The organism is Cellulophaga omnivescoria (assembly GCF_027915275.1).
Classification (GTDB): domain Bacteria; phylum Bacteroidota; class Bacteroidia; order Flavobacteriales; family Flavobacteriaceae; genus Cellulophaga; species Cellulophaga omnivescoria.
In genome coordinates this window covers 385,073-406,022 of record NZ_CP115819.1, presented here as the reverse complement: position 1 = coordinate 406,022, position 20,950 = coordinate 385,073, and the positions used below count along the sequence as shown (strand labels likewise).

The window sequence follows — 20,950 nt, the reverse complement described above, 5'->3', positions numbered from 1 at the left end:
TGCAAGCTAAATAAAACGAAATGAATAAAATAGCAATATTGTATCAAGCTCAACTTCCACCTGTAAAAGATGGAATTCAAAAACCTATGAAACCAGGAGGTTATTCAGACAGCGGAGCAGATATTGCATTTGAACTTTTGAAAAACAAAATTGATGTAGTTACACCTGTTGAAAATCCAAATCAAAACAATGATAAAGATTGGGTTTTTCCTGATACTACAAAGGGGATTGAAATGGCATTACAAAAAGGTGCAAAAATCTTTTGGCTAAATACAGTTCTATATCAACACCATACTATAGAAAATTATCTTAACAAAGAATTGGAGATAGTTGGGCAGACACCTGAAATGGTTGATGTTTATGACGATAAAATGTTTACCAATAGCTTATTGAAATCCAATAATATTCCCATTCCAAAAAACGAGCTTATCACTATTGAAAATTACAAAAAATTATCACTAGAATTGTTGTTTCCATTGGTACTTAAACCAATTAGAGGAAGAGGAAGCCAAGGCGTTACTAAAATTAACAGTAGTAATGAACTCACAAAAAACTTGAACAAGATTTTTTCAGAAAACAGTTACGGAAACGCTGCCTATGTTGAGCAATATCTAAAAGGACAAGAAATTACAATTACTGTAATGCCAAAGGGAAATTACGTGATTGATAATAATGAGGAATGTTTTAGTAGACCTTGGTGTTTACCAGCAGTTAAGAGATTTAATCATAATGACGGAATAGCACCATATAACGGAACAGTAGCTGTTATGGAAAACAGTGAGGTATTAAGTGATAATGAGCTACAGACAACTGAAATTCAAGAAGTGTATGAACATTGCGTTAAAGCGGCAGAATTAATTGGAATTAAAGCACCAATTAGAATAGATTGTAGGGCTAATGAACAAGGAAAATACTTTTTATTTGACCTAAATATGAAACCGAATATGACTGGACCATCAAGACCTCATAGAAAAAAACAAGATAGCCTGTCCTTACTTTCTGCAAGAAAAATCGGGTGGAATTATTTTGATTTATTAAATAATATATTGAATCAAAAATGGAAAGCCAGCAGGTAATAACGTGTGTAAAATATAGCTATTATAGGCTTTTTGAGAGGTTTTTACTTATTTACAAAGTCCGCTAAATTTTTAAATTTGGCTTTTAAAAAGAGAAAAATTAAAACAAAATAAATCCCTAAACCTCGGGATGGCTAAGAGCTTAATCCTAAATTAAATACTAATTTAATCCTGTAATAAGCTTATTTAAATACGTTAGGGGTAATGTAATCCGGTTTTACATTACGTACTAACTCAATTATTTGAAATTGACTTATTTCCAAAAATTTTTTTTCTGTGATGGATACCCCAATTATGCAATTCAAAAATGACCTTTTCCAGTGTTTTAGAATGCTCTGTAGGCTTATATTCTGTTCTAACAGGAAAACCGTTTAAAACAGTTCTTGTAATTAACTGATGTTCTTCCAAATCCTTCAATTCTTTTGATAAAACTTTGGTGCTCAACTTTGGAATACTTCGCTCTATTTCTCTAAAGTGCTTATTTCCTTCCCAAATTGAAATTAAAATTAAAAGTTTCCATTTTCCTCCAATTACATCTAAAGTGTCTCTTACAGGTAGCAAAGCAGACATACACTCCTTATGTTCCTTTTTTTTCATCTCTACTAATTTAATGATTACCTTAAAGTAACTGATTACCTATAGGTAGCTGATTACTAATGGTAATCAAAAATAGTTAATTTTACAATATTAGTAATAACAACAATTGAAAAATGAAAAACAAGATTTTTACAGCTTTATGTATTTTATTTGGATTAATGATGGTTAATTCAGGGTTAAACAAATTCTTAAACTATATGCCTATGCCCAAAATGTCTGAAGAAATGATGCAAGTTATGGCCGGATTTATGGCTATAAAATGGATTTTTCCGCTTGTAGCAATTATTGAAATCATAGGAGGTGCTTTAATTGCAATACCTAAGACAAGAGCACTAGGGGCGTTAGTAATTCTTCCTGTTATGGTAGGGATATTTGTTCATCATTTAGTACACGACCTAGCAGGAATTGGAGTAGCATTAATACTATTTGCTATTAATATTTGGGTAATTGTTGTTAACTTGTATAAATACCAACCAATTATAAAAGGTGATTAGAAAAAAAGTTGATTCTATTTTATGGGCAGGAAGTAATAAAAAACATTACCGCCAAATTATTATAAGCCATTGCTGAGTTAATTATTCATCAATGGCTTTTTTGTATATTTATAGTCTACGTAAAACCGAAGAAATAGCTACCAAAAATCTGCTACTACTCATTTACAAAACTGTTATTTGCTATTTAAACAACATCATTAAACATTATGAAACAATTTATTTACGGTCTATTATTAATAATTCTCTTTGGTTGCGTACAGGATTCAGTAAATTTTTCAAAAACCGAATTATTATTGTTTAAAAATATAGGCTTTGATAAGGAAATTTTGTCTGAATTAAAAAAATCAATAACTGATGAGTTTTTCCAATTTGAAATATCCGAACCTGGATATGTTATGGATAAAAATGGCAAGCAAAATAAAACTGGAATTAAAAAGTTAAATGGTGTTTCATTTAAAACATCCGAAAATCAGGCGTACAAAATTATTCTAGAAAATCGGGGAGAATTGCAAAGTAAAGGTTATCAATTATTTTTATCTGAAATGGGATATCAAAGCCTTTCAACCGTTTCCGTAATTAAATCAATGAACAAGTTTGATATTCTTAGAGTTCAAAAAACCGATGGAATCAATTTTGATGTAGAGAACAAAGATGATATAGCAAAGCTTAAAGTTTGGGATAAGAAATATGGAATTGAAATACTAGGGGCTGATTATGACTGGGTTCACTTAACATTTAATAAAGATATTATTGATGTTACTGCATTTGCAACAGAAGTTTATGACTTTTGTCCAGACTCAGTAGACCAAGGAGTTGGAGAATTAAGTGAACTTGAAAGAATAATTAGAGAAGAAAAACGACTGTTCTTATGGTGGGATTAAGTTAAAGGACCTACATAAAAAGCAAAAAAGCATTAACTTTAACTTTGTAACTTACTGTTGTAAAAAACTTTTTTAAAAATTATGAAAAATGCCCCAGATAGAAATAAACTTTGTTACCTATATGATGTTGAGGGCAAGACTGATGTAGAATTAACTTGTCAAGAAATACCTAATAATATTTCAGATTTTAAAAAACTTCATATCTCTACATTGGCAATGGATTTCCCAGAATCTGTTTCTAAAAAGCATAGGGATGAACTGGAAAACAAATGGATTGAACTACTCCCGAAGTTAGATAATATTACAAGCTTAAGTATAAGACATAGAGTTAACCAGGAGTATTTTGAGGCTATTTGTAAAATGAAAAACCTTAAAACTTTATTTTTTTGGACATCAACAGTTCAAAACATTAATTCTATTTCAAAACTTAGTAATTTATCGTCATTATCTCTTCAATCATTTAGCAAGCTTAAAGATGTGTCGGCTTTAAAAAAGTTAAACAAATTGAGAAGGCTAACAATTGAAAATTGTTTTCAAGTAGAAAATTATGAAACTATAGGAGATATTACAGAATTAACGGGGCTTTGTATAGGAGGAGATTTTAGTGCTCCAAAAAACTTAATACTTCATAGTTTAGTCCCCTTTAAAAGGCTTAATCAACTAAAGCATTTGGATATGTCTACAACATCAATAAGAGATAAATCTTATGATGTAATTTTAGAAATGAAAAATTTAGAAAGACTTGATGCACATTGGAGAATGCCAGACCGTAAAAGAACCGAATTAAAAGAGAAACATCCAAATTTAAAAGCAGGCTTTTTTGTTGATTACAATTTTGTTAAAAATGAATTTTACGAAGGAAAAAAATGGTAAATAATTTATTACAATTATAATACGTAAGTATTAGTTTTAATATGATATTATTTTTTTAGAGTAAAATTTTTTATTTGTTAACTTGGATAATATTATACATAACCATTTTTATTCTTGATTTAGATGAATACTAATTAAAGAACTAATTTTTATAAAATAACTAAATACCAACATAACCAGTAAAAATATGGAGAAAACTAAATTACCAAATGAAAAACTAATTTACACTTTAGCAATATTGAGTTGCACATTATTTTGTTTTGGAGGAATTACAATTGTTTTTGCTTCAATTTCATACATATTAGCTAAAAAATCTGAAAAAAAATATAAACAAAATCCCAATGCGTATACTAATATCGCTAAAATAAAGAAAGGAAAAATTATAGCAATTGTTGGATTAATAATTAATTTAATTGTTGTGGGTATTACCATTTGGACATTAGCCACAATAGGGTGGGACGCCTGGTCTGATGAATTTGTTAGAAGGTGGAATGATGGATTGCAAAACAATGGTATATAAACAAAAAACAACAAATAAAAAACAAAGTATATGGTTATTTTATTTGTTGTAAAAATCTAACAAATAATAAATTACAGCTAAAAATTTAATAAAACAATCTCTATAACTTGTAAAAGCGTGCCTGTAGATAAATACAGGCACGTTTTTTTATGCACTAACAACTACAAAATTTTGACTAAGAGAAACATTTACGCCTCTGCTTATTTGTTACTTAGCAATACCAATTTTAAACAAACCAAAAATGATAAACACCTTATACTCCAATACTCTATGTTTATTAATATCTTTTGCTCTAATTATTTCTTGTAACTCTGCAACAGATCAAAAAATATATCAACCTAAAAACCCAAAAGGGAAGTATATTTTAACACCTAAGGCAAGCGCTAGTCCTAATATTAACGGGCCACAAGTATTTGGTGTACGTCCGGGTTCTCAGTTTTTATATACTATACCAGTTACAGGTAAAAGACCTATGGAGTTTGCAGTTAAAGGTTTACCGGCAGGGTTAAAATTAGATACAGAAAAAGGCATAATTAATGGTGTTATAAAAGATAGCACAGCTAAAGAATATGATTTAACCTTTGTAGCAAAAAATAAAAAAGGAGAACAAAAAAGAAACTTTAAAATTGTAGTTGGCAAAACTATTAGCTTAACTCCGCCTATGGGTTGGAACAGCTGGAACTGTTGGGGACCCAATGTTACACAAAAAAATGTAATTGCCTCTGCGCAAGCAATGGTTAACAAAGGCCTGGCAAATTATGGGTGGAGCTATATTAATTTAGACGATGGTTGGCAATCTCATAGGGGTGGTAAACACAATGGCATATTAGCAGATTCTATAAAGTTTCCAAATATGTATGCAATGACCAGTAAAATTCATAAAATGGGATTAAAAGTTGGTATTTATTCATCTCCGTGGGTAACTACATATGCAGGTTATATAGGTGGTTCTAGTGATACAGAAGACGGATATTGGGATCAAACAATGAACGACAAAAAACTAAAAAAGAAACGCACTTATACAAGAGTTGCTAAATATACTTTTGATGATAATGATGTTGCACAATGGACAGATTGGGGTATAGATTATTTAAAGTATGATTGGAATCCTAATGATGCAGAAAGTACCAAACGTATGGCCAATGCACTACAAAAAAGTAATAGAGACATTGTGTACTCTTTAAGTAATACAGCACCAATTAAAAATGCAGCGCTTTTTGGTAAGTATGTAAATTGCTTTAGAACTTACGGTGATTTAAAAGACCGTTGGGATGGTAAAGGCAGTCATAAAAGTATTAGAGATGAATGGGTAGCGCAAAGAGAGTGGATGAAAAATGGGTTTGCAGGTGCTCCTGGCCATTTTCCAGATCCGGATATGTTGGTTATTGGGGAATTAAATACAAGAAGTAAAAATCCGCAACCTTCCCGTTTAACTGCAGATGAGCAATACTCGCACGTATCACTTTGGTCTTTATGGGCAGCACCTTTGCTTATAGGTTGCCCAATAGAAACTATGGATAAGTTTACGGTTAATTTGGTAACCAATTCAGAGGTTTTGGCAATTCATCAAGATGCTACCGCCATACCAGGAAAAACAGTGTTTTATGATAATACAATGGAGATTGTAGTTAAAGAATTATCAGACGGTAGTAAAGCAATAGGTCTTTTTAACCTAAAAGAAAAAGAACAAGCTATTACTGTTAATTGGGATAAATTAGGTTTAAAAGGAGAACAGTTGGTAAGAGATGTATGGAGGCAAAAAGATGTAGGTAATTTTACCAATAGTTTTGCAGCAATGGTACCATCACACGGTGTAATATTTGTAAAAGTTACAGCTATTAAATAACAACAGTTTGTATGAAAGTAATAGCAGTTATACTTTATTTTTTACCATTAGTTTTGTTTTCCCAAACAAGTAAACCTAACATTGTTTTTTTACTTGTAGATGATGTTGGTTGGGGAGATTTTGGCTGTTATGGTGCAACATTTAACGAGACTCCCAATATAGATAAGCTAAGTAAGCAAGGAATGCTCTTTACAAACGGCTATGCAGCTAGTACAGTATGTTCACCTAGTAGAGCCGCAATTTTAGCAGGTAAATACCCAGCAAAACTACACTTAACAGACTGGATTGGTGGTCATAATTATGCGTATGCTAAATTAGCAGTGCCAGACTGGAATAAGCAATTAGCACATAAAGAAAAATTACTGCCAGAGGTGTTAAAAGAGCAAGGCTACTCAACTGCCTTTTTTGGCAAATGGCATTTAATGCCTACAAACAATCAAAATTTTAATGAGCATTACCCAACAAATCACGGTTTTAATATTAACGTTGGTGGCAGAGAATGGGGACAACCTAAAGGTAGAGGTAAATATTTTTCTCCTTTTGATATGCCTAATTTAGATAATGGTAAAAAAAACGATTTTTTAACCGACAAGTTAACCAACGCAGCAATAACGTATTTAGATACGGTATCTAAAAAAGATCCTTTTTTACTATACTTTTCATATTACACAATACACGGTCCGGTTATGGCACCTAAGGCTACGGTAAAAAAATACAAGAAAAAATCTAACACTTTTGTAAATACTAAAAACGAATATGTTAGTGCAACTAGGGCTGCAATGGTAGAAAGGTTAGATGTTAGTGTTGGTAAAATACTAAACAAGTTAAATACGCTTGGTATAGCAGATAATACCATTGTTATTTTAACAGGAGATAATGGCGGGAATTATGATGCTACAACAAACAGTTTAAGAGGGTACAAGGGTTATGCTTATGAAGGCGGAGTAAGAGAGCCTTTATTAGTAAAATGGACCAATAATATAGTACCTGGCAGTAGATCTAATGTGCCTATTATGGGTATAGATTTTTACCCAACAATTTTAGATATGGTTGGTGTAACAAATTATAATGCTAAAGAAATAGATGGCGAATCTTTTTTACCAATACTTACTGGTGCAAAAAGTAAATTAAAACGAAAAAGTTTGTTTTGGCATTATCCACACTATCACAGAACAAAACCTTACGGATCTATTGTAAATAACAATTGGAAATTATTAGAGTTTTTTGAAGACGGAAAATTAGAGTTGTACAACTTAGCTATAGACCCTAATGAAACAACAAACCTTGCAAATACCAATGTAGCCAAGGTGCGTAAATTAAAAAAGAAATTAGAAAAATGGCGAGTATCTGTTGGAGCACAAATGATGCATAAAAATCCTAATTATAATGCTGCAAAAGCAAACTTAAGAGTTAAATAATTAAAAGAGATGAAAAAGAGAATTACAATTAGCTTGGTTTTTATGTTGCTTATTAGCAATGTACTAACAGCTCAAAATAACAAAAAACAACCCAACGTTTTATTTATAATGGTAGACGACCTTAATGATTGGGTTGGTGCTTTTGGTGGTAACCAACAAGCAATTACACCTCATATAGATGCTTTGGCAGCAAAGGGTGTTGTATTTAAAAATGCCTATTGTTCTGCGCCATTATGTAACCCATCTAGAACTAGCATTTTAACAGGCTACCAACCAAATACTACGGGTGTTTATGGTAATAATGAGATTTTTAGAGAAATAAAAGGTTTTAAAAACACAGTTACTCTACCACAGTATTTTGAGCAGAATGGATATGAAACTGCTGCGGCTGGCAAAATTTTTCATAATGCAAGAGGTGGTAGTAAAGACCCAAAAGAGGGGAGTGATCCTGGCTCTTTTCAACAAGAAAAAATAGGCAATGCAGGCACGGTTTACCCAGATGTAAAAGACCGCCATTCTCACAATTTAAAATTAAAAAAACACGGAGTAAAAGGTTCGTTTTTAAGATCTTTTGATTGGGCTGCAACAGACACACAAGACCAAGATAATAATGACTTTAAGTCGGCTCAATATTGTGCGGACTTTATTACGCAAAAGCATACAAAACCCTTTTTTGTTGCCTGTGGTATTTTTAAACCTCATTTACCCTGGTATGTACCTAAAAAGTATTTTGATCTGTACAATTTAGATGACATTAAATTACCTGTAGTTTTAGAAAACGATTTAAATGATGTTGGACGCATAGGAAATAATATGGCAAAAAAAGGCGTGCACGCGTCTTTATTAGAAACTAATAAGTGGAAAGAAGCGGTTAGGGCATACTTAGCTAATATTTCTTTTGCAGATGCTTGTGTAGGTTATTTGCTAAACGCATTGCAAAATAGTGCTTATGCAAATAATACAATTGTTGTGTTAATGGGAGATCACGGTTGGCACTTAGGCGAAAAACAACATTGGTCTAAAAACGTTTTATGGGAGCGTGCAGCAAAAACACCATTGTTAATTGTAGATCCAAGAAATAAAAATGTAGGTATAAGTACAAAAATTGTATCTCTTTTAGATGTTTACCCAACTTTAGTAGACATTGCTAACTTGCCAAAGAAAAAAGATTTAGAAGGTAATAGTTTGGTAAAACTCCTAAGCAACCCTAACGCAAATTGGAATTTTACAGCCTTAACTACAAAGGCAAAAAATATGCACTCTTTGCGTAACAGTACGTACAGATACACTGTGTATCCAGATGGTTTTGAAGAGTTGTATAACCATAATACAGACCCTAATGAATGGGTTAATATTGCCCAAGAAAAATCTAGTAAAATAATTTTAGAGCAGTTTAGAAAAGAATTAAAGACAAAGTTAAAATAGAGCATTAATACCTAAACATACAATTGTTATACTAAGGCAGACATTATTTTTTTTATTTCTGATTTATTTTGTGACTATACAATAATACTTACTAAAATGAAAAAACGAACTACAATTTTTAGCACATTTATACTGTTGCTTTTTTTAGGAACTATTACAGCACAAAAGCAAAAACAACAGCCTAATATATTATTTGTAGCTATAGATGATATTAATGACTGGGTATCTCCCTTATCGGGCAACAAACAAGCTAAAACACCTAATATGGATAAGTTTACCAAAAAGGGTGCAATGGTGTTTAAAAATGCGGTTTGCGCAGCTCCAATTTGCGGACCATCTAGGTCGGCATTATTATCTGGTTTTTTGCCAAGTACATCTGGTGTGTATGGTAATGCGCATAATATGTTGTATTCAGATATAGTAAAAGTAAATGCAACACTGCCAGAATATTTTTCTAAAAATGGATACCATACATTAGCAAACGGCAAAATATTTCATAAACACGGTACTGCAAACGGAACAGATTTTGGTCATTGGGCTTTTAATGAGTTTGCACGTGCTCGTAGGTATAATAATGATCCTGTAAACAAAAAGTTATACACTTCCTCTAAAGCAGGTATTATTAATGGTAAGCGCAATGCAGATTTTGCAAGTAAAGAGAGTAAACTAAGTTGGGGACCAACTACAGATGCTTTTGAGGAAACCGTAGATTATAATGTAGCAGATTGGGCAAAAACACAATTACAAAGAGATTTTGATAAACCGTTTTTTATGGGTGTAGGTTTTATTAAACCGCATTTACCTTGGATTGTGCCACAAGAGTTTTTTAATTTATATAAGTTAGATGAGGTTGTACCACCAGTGGTAAACGAAAACGACTTAGATGATATTTTAACTACAGATGGCAAAATGGCATATAAGCCTACAGGGGAATATAAATGGATTAAAAAACACGCACTAGAAAAAGAAGCAACTAGGGCATACTTAGCAAGCATATCTTATGTAGATGCTTGCTTAGGAATTGTTATAGATGCTTTAGAAGAAAGCAAGTATGCTAACAATACTATTGTTGTGGTTTGGGGAGATCACGGTTGGCATTTGGGAGAAAAACAACGATACCTTAAAAATACTACTTGGCTAGAAGCAGTTAAAACACCATTGTTTGTGCGCATACCTGGTATGAAAAAGGCAGTTGTAGTAGACCAAAATGTAAGCTTAATAGACTTGTATCCTACTTTAATAGAATTAAGTAAATTACCAGAAAAGAAAAACTTAGATGGTCATAGTTTTTCTAAAATTTTAGAAAATCCGAAAGCAGATTGGGAATATCCGGGGATAACAATTACCCAAGATGGCACCTCTGTTTTAAAAGGAAAATGGCATTATATGGTAACTGTAAATGGCACAGAGCAGTTGTACAATATTGAAGAAGATCCGTTAGAATGGGAAAACTTAATTACAAATAAAAAGTACACCCAAATTGTAACCAATTTAAAAAAATGGGTGCCTTTAAAAAGAAAAAAGTCTAGTAAACTTCGATTTAAAAAAATGAAAAATTACGTAGATGCACCTGCAGATCCTACAATTAAATCAAGCAGAAATTTAGATCAATTGTACTAATAGTAAATTACTTTTAGTAAATATAATTTTTTTAAAAAAATGTTAGATAAGACTATTTTTTTTTAACGTAACCCTTACGCGGAACACAAATGTATTTAAGACTTTTATTAAATTTAAAAAACCAAAAATGAATATAAAACAGATATTATTTAGTGCAGCAACATTGGTTTTTGTTGCAAACAGTATGGCGCAGAAAAAGCCTAATTTAATTATTATACACACAGATGAGCATAATTTTAGAACCTTAAGTTGCTATCAAAAGCTATTACCAGAAGACCAAGCATTTATTTGGGGAAAAGGCAATAATTCTAACACTCCAAATATTGATAAAATTGCAGATGAAGGTGCAATTTGTACTAGTTATTATGCTTCTTCTCCTGTGTGTACACCTTCTAGAGCATCATTAGTAAGTGGTCTGTATCCGCAAGCAACTGGCGCACCAAAAAACGGATTGCATATTAGTGAAGATATACCAACATTTGCTACAATTTTAAAAGATAAAGGGTATGCAACATCTTATGTGGGTAAATGGCATTTGGCAGGTCATGATAAGTATACTTTTGGGATTAAATACAAAGCTGGTTTTGATGATAATAGGTATATGATGCGCGGTGGTCACGCTCCTTATTTTCAGCTAACACCAAACGGAGTTAAAGGAATTAATGAAAAAGTAGCAGCTAAATTACCTGCAGATGAGGTAATACATTTAACAGATTATTTTACAGATAAAACGTTAGAGATTTTAGAAAGGGATAAAAACAAACCGTTTGCATTAATGCTTTCTATACCAGATCCGCACACACCAGATTATGCCAAGCCGCCATACAATACAATGTATAAAGATTTAAATATACAAGCACCAAAAACAATGGCTCCAGAGTATACAGCAATAAAACCATCTTGGGCAGGAGGTAGCAAAGATGCAAATGAGGCAGTAGGAAAAAAATCGTTTCAGAAACAAAAAGAGGCTTTAAAACAATACTTTGGTATGGTGAGTCATATAGATGATAGTGTTGGGCGTATTTTAAAGTTTTTAAAGGAGAATAATTTAGAAAAAAATACAATAATTGTATTTACATCAGACCACGGAGATATGTTTTTTGAACACAACCGTAGAAACAAAGGCGTACCTTACGAGGCTTCTGCAAGAATCCCTTTTGTAATTAGATATCCAGAAAAAATTAAAGCAGGTAAAGTAATTAATACAGCATATACTAATGTAGATTTTACACCAACTATTTTAAGTTTAATGAATGTAAGTACAAATGCATCATTTCATGGAACAGACACATCAAAAGATTTTTTAAGTACTAAAAATGAGATTACAGATGCAGACAGGTTAACCTATTACGCAAAAAGCGGTGGCTGGTGGGTTACTGGTGTTACAGATAGATATAAACTGGTGTTAGACAAAAAAGAAAAACCATATTTGTTTGATCTAGAAAAGGATCCAGATGAGCTTATCAATTTTTATAATAATAAAGCTTATAAAACAATAAGAGATAAAATGCAAAAAGAGTTACTATCGCAGTTAATTAAGTATAAAGAACCAGGTTTAGATGGTAGCAATGGCAGTGCTTACATTTTAGAATAATAAAGTTTTTTAGTTTCTGTAGGCACCAAAAAAAGATCGTATTTCTTTTTTTGGTGCTTTTTTGTATTTAGTAGTTATTATACGTAGAACTACAAACTATTTATTAAGGAGCACACATTTTTTACTGTTTTTAATGAATTTTATTTTATTAAAACCAAATAAGATTATGCTTCAGCTTACAACTAACTTTAAACTTTTACTTCTGCCTGTTATTAGTGCTTTTCTGTTTTTTAGCACAACCGTATTTGGCCAATCTAAAAAAAACAAAAAGAAACCCAATATCATTTATATAATGGCAGATGATTTGGGTTATGGAGATTTAAGTACTTACGGTCAACAAAAAATTAAAACACCAAATATAGATGCCCTTGCTGCAAACGGAATAAAATTTACACAGCATTACAGCGGTTCTGCTGTTTGCGCACCATCTAGATCATCATTAATGACTGGGCAACATACAGGACACACATTTGTTCGTGGTAATAAAGAAGCGGGGAAAGATTTACAAGGTCAAATTCCGTTACCTGACAATGCTTTTACCATTGCAGAAATGTTGCAACAAGCAGGTTATAAAACGGGTATGTTTGGCAAATGGGGTTTAGGTTTTGGTACCGGCGATCCAAACAACCAAGGTTTTGATGAGTTTTATGGTTACAATGATCAAAAACTAGCGCACCGCTATTATCCTCCGTACTTAAATCACAATCAAGAAATAGATTTTTTAGTAGGTAACAACTGGATTAATACACAAACCTATGCACAAGATAAAATACAGGAAGCTACGCTTAATTTTATAGAGGATAATAAAGACAAACCTTTTTTTGCATACGTACCTTTTGTATTACCGCATGCAGAGCTAATATCGCCTAAAGATTCTATACTAGCTAAATACAAAGGTAAGTTTAAAGAGGTTCCTTATACGGCAGAAGACAAGTACTCGTCTGACTATGGTCCTGATATTGTAAAATACAAGTACTGCACACAAAAAACACCGTATGCTGTTTTTGCCTCTATGGTAGATAGGATGGATGTTTACGTTGGCCAAATTGTAGTTAAGGTAAAAGAGTTAGGGCTAGAAGAAAATACTATTATTATGTTCACAAGTGATAATGGTCCGCATGATGCTGGTGGGGCAAATCCAGAATTTTTTAACAGTGCAGCAGGTTTTAGAGGTATTAAAAGAGATTTGTATGAGGGTGGTATAAGAGCACCATTTATAGCTTATTGGCCAAATACAATAAAAAAAGGAACTGTTACCAACCATATTTCTGCATTTTGGGACGTAATGCCAACTTTGGCAGAAGTTGCAGCAGTGCCAACACCAAGTACAACAGACGGAATTTCATTTTTACCAACGCTTTTATCAAAAAAGAAACAAAAACAACACCCATATTTATATTGGGAATTTAATATTAAAAACGGACGGAAAGCTGTTAGAAGAGGAGATTGGAAAGCAGTTGTGTATAATGTTAATAAGGACGGAAAAATGGAACTTTATAATTTAGCATTAGATCCATCAGAAAGTAATGATATAGCTAGTAAACACCCAAAAATTGTAGCAGAAATGCAGCAGATAATGAAGGTTGCACATACAAATTCTAGTGTTTTTCCTATCAACTAAAACAGATTATAAATACATCAAACTATACCAAACAAAACCAAAAATAATGAGTAAATTTTATTTTAATGAGGAACAAGATTTTTATGATGCTATTGTTGTAGGCACTGGAATTAGTGGCGGTTGGGCAGCAAAAGAACTTTGTGAAAACGGCTTAAAAACACTAGTGCTAGAGCGTGGTAAAATGGTAGAGCATATTAAAGATTATACTACAGCACATTTAGATGATTGGGATTTTCCTAATGGAGGAAAATTAACAAGAGAACAAAAAGCACAGCAATTAAAGCAAACTAGAACAGGGCGTGTAAATAATGCAGATGTAAATAATTGGTTTGTAAATGATATAAAACACCCGTATACAGAGACAAAACCTTTTGACTGGGTACGTGGTTACCACGTTGGTGGTAGATCTATAATGTGGGGTAGGCATAGTTATAGGTGGAGTGAGATAGATTTTGAAGCAAATGCTAAAGATGGTCACGGCGTAGACTGGCCTGTACGTTATAAAGATATTGCTCCTTGGTATGATAAAGTAGAAACGTACATTGGTGTGTCTGGAGAAAATTTAGGATTACCGCAATTGCCAGACGGACAGTTTTTACCTATGATGGAACACAACTGTGTAGAACAACATTTTAGAGATGGTGTTGGTAAAAATATGGATGGTAGAGTGGTAACCGCCGGTAGAGTAGCACACATTACCGGAGATAAAAAATTTGAAGGACGTACAAAGTGTCAGTTTAGAAATCGTTGTACACGCGGTTGCCCTTTTGGAGGCTATTTTAGCAGTAACTCATCTACTTTGCCAGCAGCAGAACGTACAGGTAATATGACCTTGAGACCAGATTCTATTGTGTCTGAGGTTATTTATGATGCAGATACAAAAAAGGCAACTGGTGTAAAAGTTATAGAAAGGTTATCAAAAGAAGAATACATTTTTAAAGCTAAAGTAATTTTCTTGTGTGCATCTTCAATGGCAACGGCATCAATATTATTACAATCTAAATCAGATCGTTTTCCTAACGGATTAGGAAACGACTCTGACCAGGTAGGAAGAAACGTTATGGATCATCATTTAGGAACTGGTGCTAGTGGAACTATAGATGGTTTTGAAGATAAATATTATAAAGGAAGACGTCCTGGTGGTATTTACATTCCTAGATTTAAAAATTTAGGAGGTACATCTAACAGTAAAAATTTTATAAGGGGTTATGGTTACCAAGGTAGTGCTAGCCGTAAAAGCTGGAAAGATGCCGTGGCAGAACTTACAATGGGAGCACCATTAAAGGATGCTATTTTAAAACCTGGAGGCTGGGTTATGGGTATTGGCGGTTTTGGAGAAATACTACCATACCAAGATAACCGTATGTTTTTAGATTATGATAAATTAGACGAATGGGGTTTACCAACAATAAATTTTGATGCAGAAATTAGAGATAACGAGCATAAAATGAGAGAAGATATGGTAAACCAAGCAGCTGATATGCTTAAAAAAGCAGGTTTTAAAGATATTAAAGCCAGAAATGGCAAGTATAATATGGGACACGGTATACATGAAATGGGGACAGCCCGTATGGGAAAAGATCCAAAGACATCTGTAGTTAATGCACACAACCAAATACACGCTGTACCAAATGTATATATCACAGATGGAGCTTTTATGGCATCTGCAAGTTGTGTAAATCCGTCTTTAACTTATATGGCTTTTACCGCAAGAGCAGCAAACCACGCAGCACAAGAACTTAAAAAAGGAAACTTATAATGGACAGAAGAAAAGCATTAATGCAAATGGGAATGTCTTTAGGCTACGTTGTAGCCGTGCCAACTTTTGTAAGCATATTACAGAGTTGTACAGACAAGAAAAAAGAAGTTTGGACACCAACGTTTTTTACAGCAGCGCAGGGTAGTACTTTGGTTTTTGTGGTAGATTCTATTTTACCAAAAACCGATACACCGTCTGCATCAGAAGTAAACGTACATGTGTTTTTAGATGGTTTTGTGGGGAATGTTATGGATACAAAACAACAAAAAGATTTTAAAAAGACCCTAGATGCAATGGCACAGAGTGCACTAACTAAGTCTAATAAAAAAGAAGAAGCAGAATTAACACAAGAAGATGTAGAACCTGTTGTGCGTGAGTTTTTAGAAGCTAAAGGAAAAGAAAATGCTTTTGCAAAAAAAATTAGAGAATTAACTATTTGGGGCTACAAATGCAATGAGTATGTGGGAGAAAAAGTATTAGCCTATTTACCTGTTCCAGGAGAATTTATAGCTTGTGATAGTGTAGAAAAATTAACTAAAGGCAAAGTTTGGTCTATTTAACCAATGCTAATTAAACTTATATGAAAAGAAGAAACTTTATACAAAAGTCTGCCTTGTCTGCTAGTGCATTAACATTAGGGAGTTCTGTTGTTTACGCGGCAACTAAGCAGCAGAAGATAGTAAAACCTACTTTTAATTTAAAGTATGCACCACACATAGGAATGTTTGAAAATAGTGCAGGGAAAGACCCAATAGACCAATTAAACTTTATTGCAGACCAAGGTTTTACGGCTTTTGAAGATAATACAATGCGTAAAAGAGATGTTGCCTTGCAAGAGAAAATGGCTAAAACAATGCAAAAAAGAGGCTTAGAAATGGGTGTTTTTGTAGCTGTTTTTTTAAAAGAAGGTAATGTAGCTTCTGGAGATAAAAATGCACAAGAAGCTTTTATAAAATACTGTAAAGAGTCTGTAGAGGTTGCAAAAAGGGTTAATGCTAAGTGGATGACAGTGGTGCCAGGAAATACAGCTAAAAAAGTAAAAGAAGGATATCAAGAAGCAAATGTAGTAGAGACCCTAAAACGTGCTTCTGCTATTTTTGAACCCCATAATTTAACAATGGTATTAGAGCCATTAAACTTTTTTAATCATCCTGGGGCATTTTTAACAGATTCTCCACAGGCATATAATATTTGTAAGGCTGTAGATTCTCCGTCTTGTAAAATTTTGTTTGACATTTACCATCAACAAATACAAGAAGGTAATTTAATACCAAATATGGAAGCTTGTTGGGATGAGATTGCATACCTGCAAATAGGAGATAATCCTGGGCGTAATGAGCCTACCACAGGAGAAATAAATTACACTAATGTGCTTAAGTTTATAAATGATAAAGAGTATACAGGTATTTTAGGAATGGAACACCGAAATTCTAAACCCGGAAAAGAAGGCGAAAAAGCGGTGATAGAAGCGTACAAAAAAGTAGATAGCTTTAAGTAAAAACAGTATAAAATGAAGAGAAGAAACTTTTTACAGAAATCTGTACAAACAGGAGCTTTACTTACCTTGGGTAGTTTATTGCCAAGTACAGTTTTAGGAATGCCTGTTACCAAAACAGAATCTGACTTATTTTTTAAATTGTCTTTAGCAGAGTGGTCTTTTCATAGGGCTATTAAATCTGGAGAAATGGATCATTTAGATTTTGCTGCCAAAGCGCAAAGTTTTGGTTGTACAGGTGTAGAGTACGTATCTAACTTATTTAAAACTAAAGCAAAAGATAAAGAGTACTTAAAGCAAATGAATTCTAGAGCAGCAGATGCTGGTGTAGAAAATGTTCTAATAATGATAGGTGGCGAAGGTGGTTTAGCTCATACAGAAACTAAAGAGCGATTAAAATCTATAGAAAAGCATTACAAATGGATTGATGCGGCTCATTTTTTAGGATGTAAAACGGTACGTGTAGACTTAAGAGGTGGAACAGATAAAACAGAAGCAGCAAAAGCATCTGCAGCTTCTTTAGCAACATTAGCAGATTTTGCCAAAGACGCTAACATAAATGTAGTTGTAGAAAATCACGGAGGTTTTTCATCAGATGGTGTATGGCTCGCTAATGTAATAAAGCAAGTAGCTTTAACTAACTGCGGAACGTTACCAGATTTTGGTAATTTTTGTATAAAAAAAGATAAAGATAAAAATTGTTTAGAGTCTTATGATCTATATAAAGGGATGAAAGAGTTATTGCCCTTTGCAAAAGGTGTAAGTGCTAAAAGTAGAAATTTTGCTGCCGATGGTACAGAGGCTGATATAGATTTTTATAAAATAATGAAATTGGTTAAAGAATCTGGATATACTGGTTTTGTTGGTATAGAGTATGAAGGTACCTTATTACCGGAAGAAGAAGGAGTACAAAAAACAAAAGATTTGTTGCTAAAAGTAGCAAAACAACTGTAAGATTATTGTTTGTTTTAAGTTTAAAAAGAAGGCTAGATACCTGTTATTTAGTCTTCTTTTTTGTTCCTCTTAGTTTATGCGTAAAGCTTAAAATAATATAACGTCCTAGGCTTTCAGATTCTGTTTCTTCAAAGTAGTTTATAGTACTTCTTCTTTCTATATTAATATTTTTATCTAATAAATCTATCAGTACTAATTTTAATATATTGCTTTTATTTTTAGAAAAAGCATAAGAGATAGTTGAGTTCCACAGGGGTAGTTTTTGGTTAGATTTAAATTTATCATCAACAAAAACAAGATAATCTAACTGTGTGTTAAAACTAAGCTTTTTGGTAAAGTCCTTATCAAACATTACAAAGTATTGCTGTTTTGTATATTTTCTGTCTAAGTTGTTTTCTATAGAAAAAGTGGTATTGTTAGTGCTGTATGTTGCACCAGCTTTAACATCTAAAGTACTTTTAGTATTGTTTTCTAAAAGTAGGCTTAACATAATATCTGTAGATTTTACTTTATTGGTTTGTAAATTAACAATAGAGTTGGCACTGGTGTAGGTGTTTTTGTTTTTAAAAGTATACCTAAGTCCAATATCTTTTAGTTTTTGACTAAAGCTTATGTTGCTATTAAAACGTTCTTTTTTGCCACTGTTTTGGTAACTAATAGTCCTTATATAATCGTCATCTATGGTAATACTCCTAATAATTGCATCTGCTGTGTTTTGGTAGTCAAACCGGGTGTTAAAACTTAAGTCAGATTTAAAGTTATGTACTACCGTATTTATAGTAAATGCATTTGTTTTTTCTGCATTTAAGTCAGGATTTCCTTTTCGTATATTATATGGGTTTATATCATTAATAACAGTAGAACTCTGAAAACTATTAGGGTTGCGCACCGTTTTTCTGTAATTCAGTCTATATTTTTGACCTCTAACTGGTTTGTAAACAATGTTTGCCATAGGGTTAACATACAATTTGCTAGAAACTATATCTGCTTCTGTTAGTACACCAAACGTTCTGCTTAGTTCTTGTAATTCTATTGCAGCATAGGTATTTAATTTGTCTGGGTTGTAGCTGTGTACCAGTCTTGTTTGCGTGCTATTTTCTATATGCTTGTACTTGTAAGCAAGCAACTCGTCTTTGGCAGTTGTACTTATTGTAGTTTTAGATTGATGGACATCTTCATTATTAGTTCTGTTTCTTACATATGTTTCTAGTTTAATATAGTTATTGTTGCCCAAAGGTTCTGTATATTTAAAGTTGAGGTTTACCATAGTGGTTGAAAAACCTTCATCTCTAATGGCATCAATATTACTAGTAGTTGGGCTATTTGTATTTTGTTTTCTGGTAATTAATGTTGTTTGGTTATTTAACCTGTTAGAGTTGTTAGCCGTGGTTCTTAATCCAACATTAAAACTACGACCAAGTTTAGCCAAACGTTGGTAAAAATTAATAGTAACGTCTGCAAGGCTTTTATCTCTTTTATTATTTGACGCCAGTATATTAGAGGTAGCTAATTCATTTAACTCGTTAAAATAAAAACCATCTCTATTGGTTGTATAGTCAATATTATCTTTGGTAAATTTGCCTTTAACTAACAAGCTATTGTTTTTGTTAGACTTGTTTTTATAATCAAAATTTAGATTGTAATTGTTAGAGCTGTTATTAAAAGTATTTTCTGTTCTAAAATCAAAATTAGAGTTATTAGAAAAATTTATTCGTTTTGTGTTAGAAACTCCTTCATTATCAGACAAGTTGTAAAAAAAATCTATGTTTAAAGATTCTTTGTCTTTAAACTCGTGTCCAATATTTATACCTGCAACACCAGTTTTTAAATACCCGCTTAAGCTTTTGTTTTGTTGGTTGTTATCTTCCTCATCTTCAGATTCATCTGCAATACCATTTGCATTCTTTAAAAAGCCCTGTATGTTAGAGCCAGTGATATTTATATTATTAAGTTTGCCTATTACAGAAAACTGAGTTTTAGAAGTAAATTTATTGTAATTAAGGTTACTAAAATACTTACTGTCTAAACCCATACCGGCAGATACTTTGCCAAAACCATTATTCTTTTTTGTTTTTTTAAGCGTAAAATTTATTACCATTTGCTTGTTGCCATCATCTACACCTGTAAGTTCTGCCTCATCACTTTTTTTATCTATAATTTCTATATTGGCAATAGCATCTGCAGATAAATTTTTTAAAACAATAGATGGGTCACCACCAAAAAACTCTTTACCATCTACCATTATTTTGGCAACTTCATTACCTTGAGCATTAATATTTCCGTCTGCATCAATTTCTAATCCAGGTAGTTTGGTTAGTAGTTCTTCTAAATTATCATCAGGATTTGTTTTAAAAGAGTTTGCGTTGTAGGCTATAGTGTCTTGCTTTATTTGTATGGGTACAACAGCAGTTAATGTTATACCGTCTAAAGCAAAGGACTCTTCTTTAAGTACAATTGTTTTAAGGTCTAGCAAATCTGTATTATAATTAATATTCTTAAAAAAAGACTCAAACCCCATAGATGAGATTTGTAAAATGTAGTTTCCTTCCTTTGCTTTATCTAAATTAAAATAACCAGTAGTATTTGTAATAGTATAATCTATATAAGTAGAATCTTTTGGGTTAAGTAATGTAACTGTTGCAGCTTCAATTGGTTGGTTGTTTTCTTCAAAAACTTTGCCTATTATTCCATTTTTAGTTTGTGCTAAGCTTACAAATGATGTAAAAAGTAATAATAAAACAATAAATGCTTTGGTATAAAAGACGTTAATTGTCATA

Annotated in this window: 17 protein-coding genes; 15 read left to right on the top strand and 2 right to left on the bottom strand. The window is 32.4% G+C overall.

Features of this window, described 5'->3' with window-relative positions; translation table 11 throughout:
• The first annotated feature begins 20 nt into the window (after nt 1-20).
• Nucleotides 21-1,076, top strand: a complete 1,056-nt coding sequence (locus PBN93_RS01800) for an ATP-grasp domain-containing protein (protein WP_271081284.1) — start codon at nt 21-23, stop codon at nt 1,074-1,076.
• A gap of 234 nt (nt 1,077-1,310) precedes the next feature.
• Here PBN93_RS01800 and PBN93_RS01795 read toward each other — a convergent pair whose 3' ends face one another.
• Nucleotides 1,311-1,673 carry a winged helix-turn-helix transcriptional regulator gene (locus tag PBN93_RS01795; protein ID WP_077402910.1) on the bottom strand — a complete coding sequence of 121 codons (363 nt, stop codon included), beginning with the start codon at nt 1,671-1,673 and terminating at the stop codon, nt 1,311-1,313.
• A gap of 113 nt (nt 1,674-1,786) precedes the next feature.
• On the opposite strand from PBN93_RS01795, the gene PBN93_RS01790 reads away from it, so the two are divergent.
• The 14 genes from PBN93_RS01790 (at nt 1,787) to PBN93_RS01725 (ending at nt 18,173) form a co-directional block, all read left to right on the top strand.
• Nucleotides 1,787-2,167, top strand: a complete 381-nt coding sequence (locus PBN93_RS01790; protein WP_271081283.1) for a DoxX family membrane protein — start codon at nt 1,787-1,789, stop codon at nt 2,165-2,167.
• 206 nt (nt 2,168-2,373) lie between these two features.
• Nucleotides 2,374-3,048 (top strand): DUF4253 domain-containing protein, encoded by a 675-nt coding sequence (locus PBN93_RS01785; RefSeq protein ID WP_271081282.1) that lies wholly within the window; start codon nt 2,374-2,376, stop codon nt 3,046-3,048.
• A gap of 81 nt (nt 3,049-3,129) precedes the next feature.
• Entirely contained in the window at nt 3,130-3,921 is a 792-nt protein-coding gene (locus PBN93_RS01780) for a hypothetical protein (protein WP_271081281.1), read from the top strand.
• 187 nt (nt 3,922-4,108) lie between these two features.
• Nucleotides 4,109-4,441 (top strand): CCC motif membrane protein, encoded by a 333-nt coding sequence (locus PBN93_RS01775; RefSeq protein ID WP_271081280.1) that lies wholly within the window; start codon nt 4,109-4,111, stop codon nt 4,439-4,441.
• Between the two features lie 241 nt (nt 4,442-4,682).
• Nucleotides 4,683-6,287, top strand: a complete 1,605-nt coding sequence (locus PBN93_RS01770) for a putative Ig domain-containing protein (RefSeq protein ID WP_271081279.1) — start codon at nt 4,683-4,685, stop codon at nt 6,285-6,287.
• Nucleotides 6,288-6,298: 11 nt separating this feature from the next.
• Nucleotides 6,299-7,705 carry a sulfatase gene (locus PBN93_RS01765; RefSeq protein WP_271081278.1) on the top strand — a complete coding sequence of 469 codons (1,407 nt, stop codon included), beginning with the start codon at nt 6,299-6,301 and terminating at the stop codon, nt 7,703-7,705.
• Between the two features lie 9 nt (nt 7,706-7,714).
• Nucleotides 7,715-9,130 (top strand): sulfatase, encoded by a 1,416-nt coding sequence (locus PBN93_RS01760; RefSeq protein ID WP_271081277.1) that lies wholly within the window; start codon nt 7,715-7,717, stop codon nt 9,128-9,130.
• Between the two features lie 96 nt (nt 9,131-9,226).
• Nucleotides 9,227-10,750, top strand: coding sequence for a sulfatase (locus PBN93_RS01755; RefSeq protein WP_077402888.1), 1,524 nt, complete (start codon nt 9,227-9,229; stop codon nt 10,748-10,750).
• A 127-nt stretch (nt 10,751-10,877) separates the two neighbouring features.
• Complete coding sequence (locus PBN93_RS01750) at nt 10,878-12,344, top strand: sulfatase family protein (protein ID WP_271081276.1); 1,467 nt, start codon at nt 10,878-10,880, stop codon at nt 12,342-12,344.
• A 166-nt stretch (nt 12,345-12,510) separates the two neighbouring features.
• Nucleotides 12,511-13,965 carry an arylsulfatase gene (locus PBN93_RS01745; protein ID WP_271081275.1) on the top strand — a complete coding sequence of 485 codons (1,455 nt, stop codon included), beginning with the start codon at nt 12,511-12,513 and terminating at the stop codon, nt 13,963-13,965.
• Between the two features lie 46 nt (nt 13,966-14,011).
• On the top strand, nt 14,012-15,724 hold the full coding sequence (locus tag PBN93_RS01740) for a GMC oxidoreductase (protein ID WP_271081274.1): 1,713 nt from the start codon (nt 14,012-14,014) through the stop codon (nt 15,722-15,724).
• Entirely contained in the window at nt 15,724-16,284 is a 561-nt protein-coding gene (locus PBN93_RS01735) for a gluconate 2-dehydrogenase subunit 3 family protein (protein WP_271081273.1), read from the top strand. The genes PBN93_RS01740 and PBN93_RS01735 overlap by 1 nt, the downstream gene beginning before the upstream one ends.
• Nucleotides 16,285-16,304: 20 nt before the next feature.
• Nucleotides 16,305-17,222 (top strand): hydroxypyruvate isomerase family protein, encoded by a 918-nt coding sequence (locus tag PBN93_RS01730; protein WP_271081272.1) that lies wholly within the window; start codon nt 16,305-16,307, stop codon nt 17,220-17,222.
• A gap of 12 nt (nt 17,223-17,234) precedes the next feature.
• Nucleotides 17,235-18,173, top strand: a complete 939-nt coding sequence (locus PBN93_RS01725; RefSeq protein WP_271081271.1) for a sugar phosphate isomerase/epimerase family protein — start codon at nt 17,235-17,237, stop codon at nt 18,171-18,173.
• Between the two features lie 43 nt (nt 18,174-18,216).
• On the opposite strand, the gene PBN93_RS01720 is transcribed toward PBN93_RS01725, so the two are convergent.
• Nucleotides 18,217-20,949, bottom strand: a complete 2,733-nt coding sequence (locus PBN93_RS01720) for an outer membrane beta-barrel protein (RefSeq protein WP_271081270.1) — start codon at nt 20,947-20,949, stop codon at nt 18,217-18,219.
• Nucleotide 20,950: the final 1 nt, after the last annotated feature.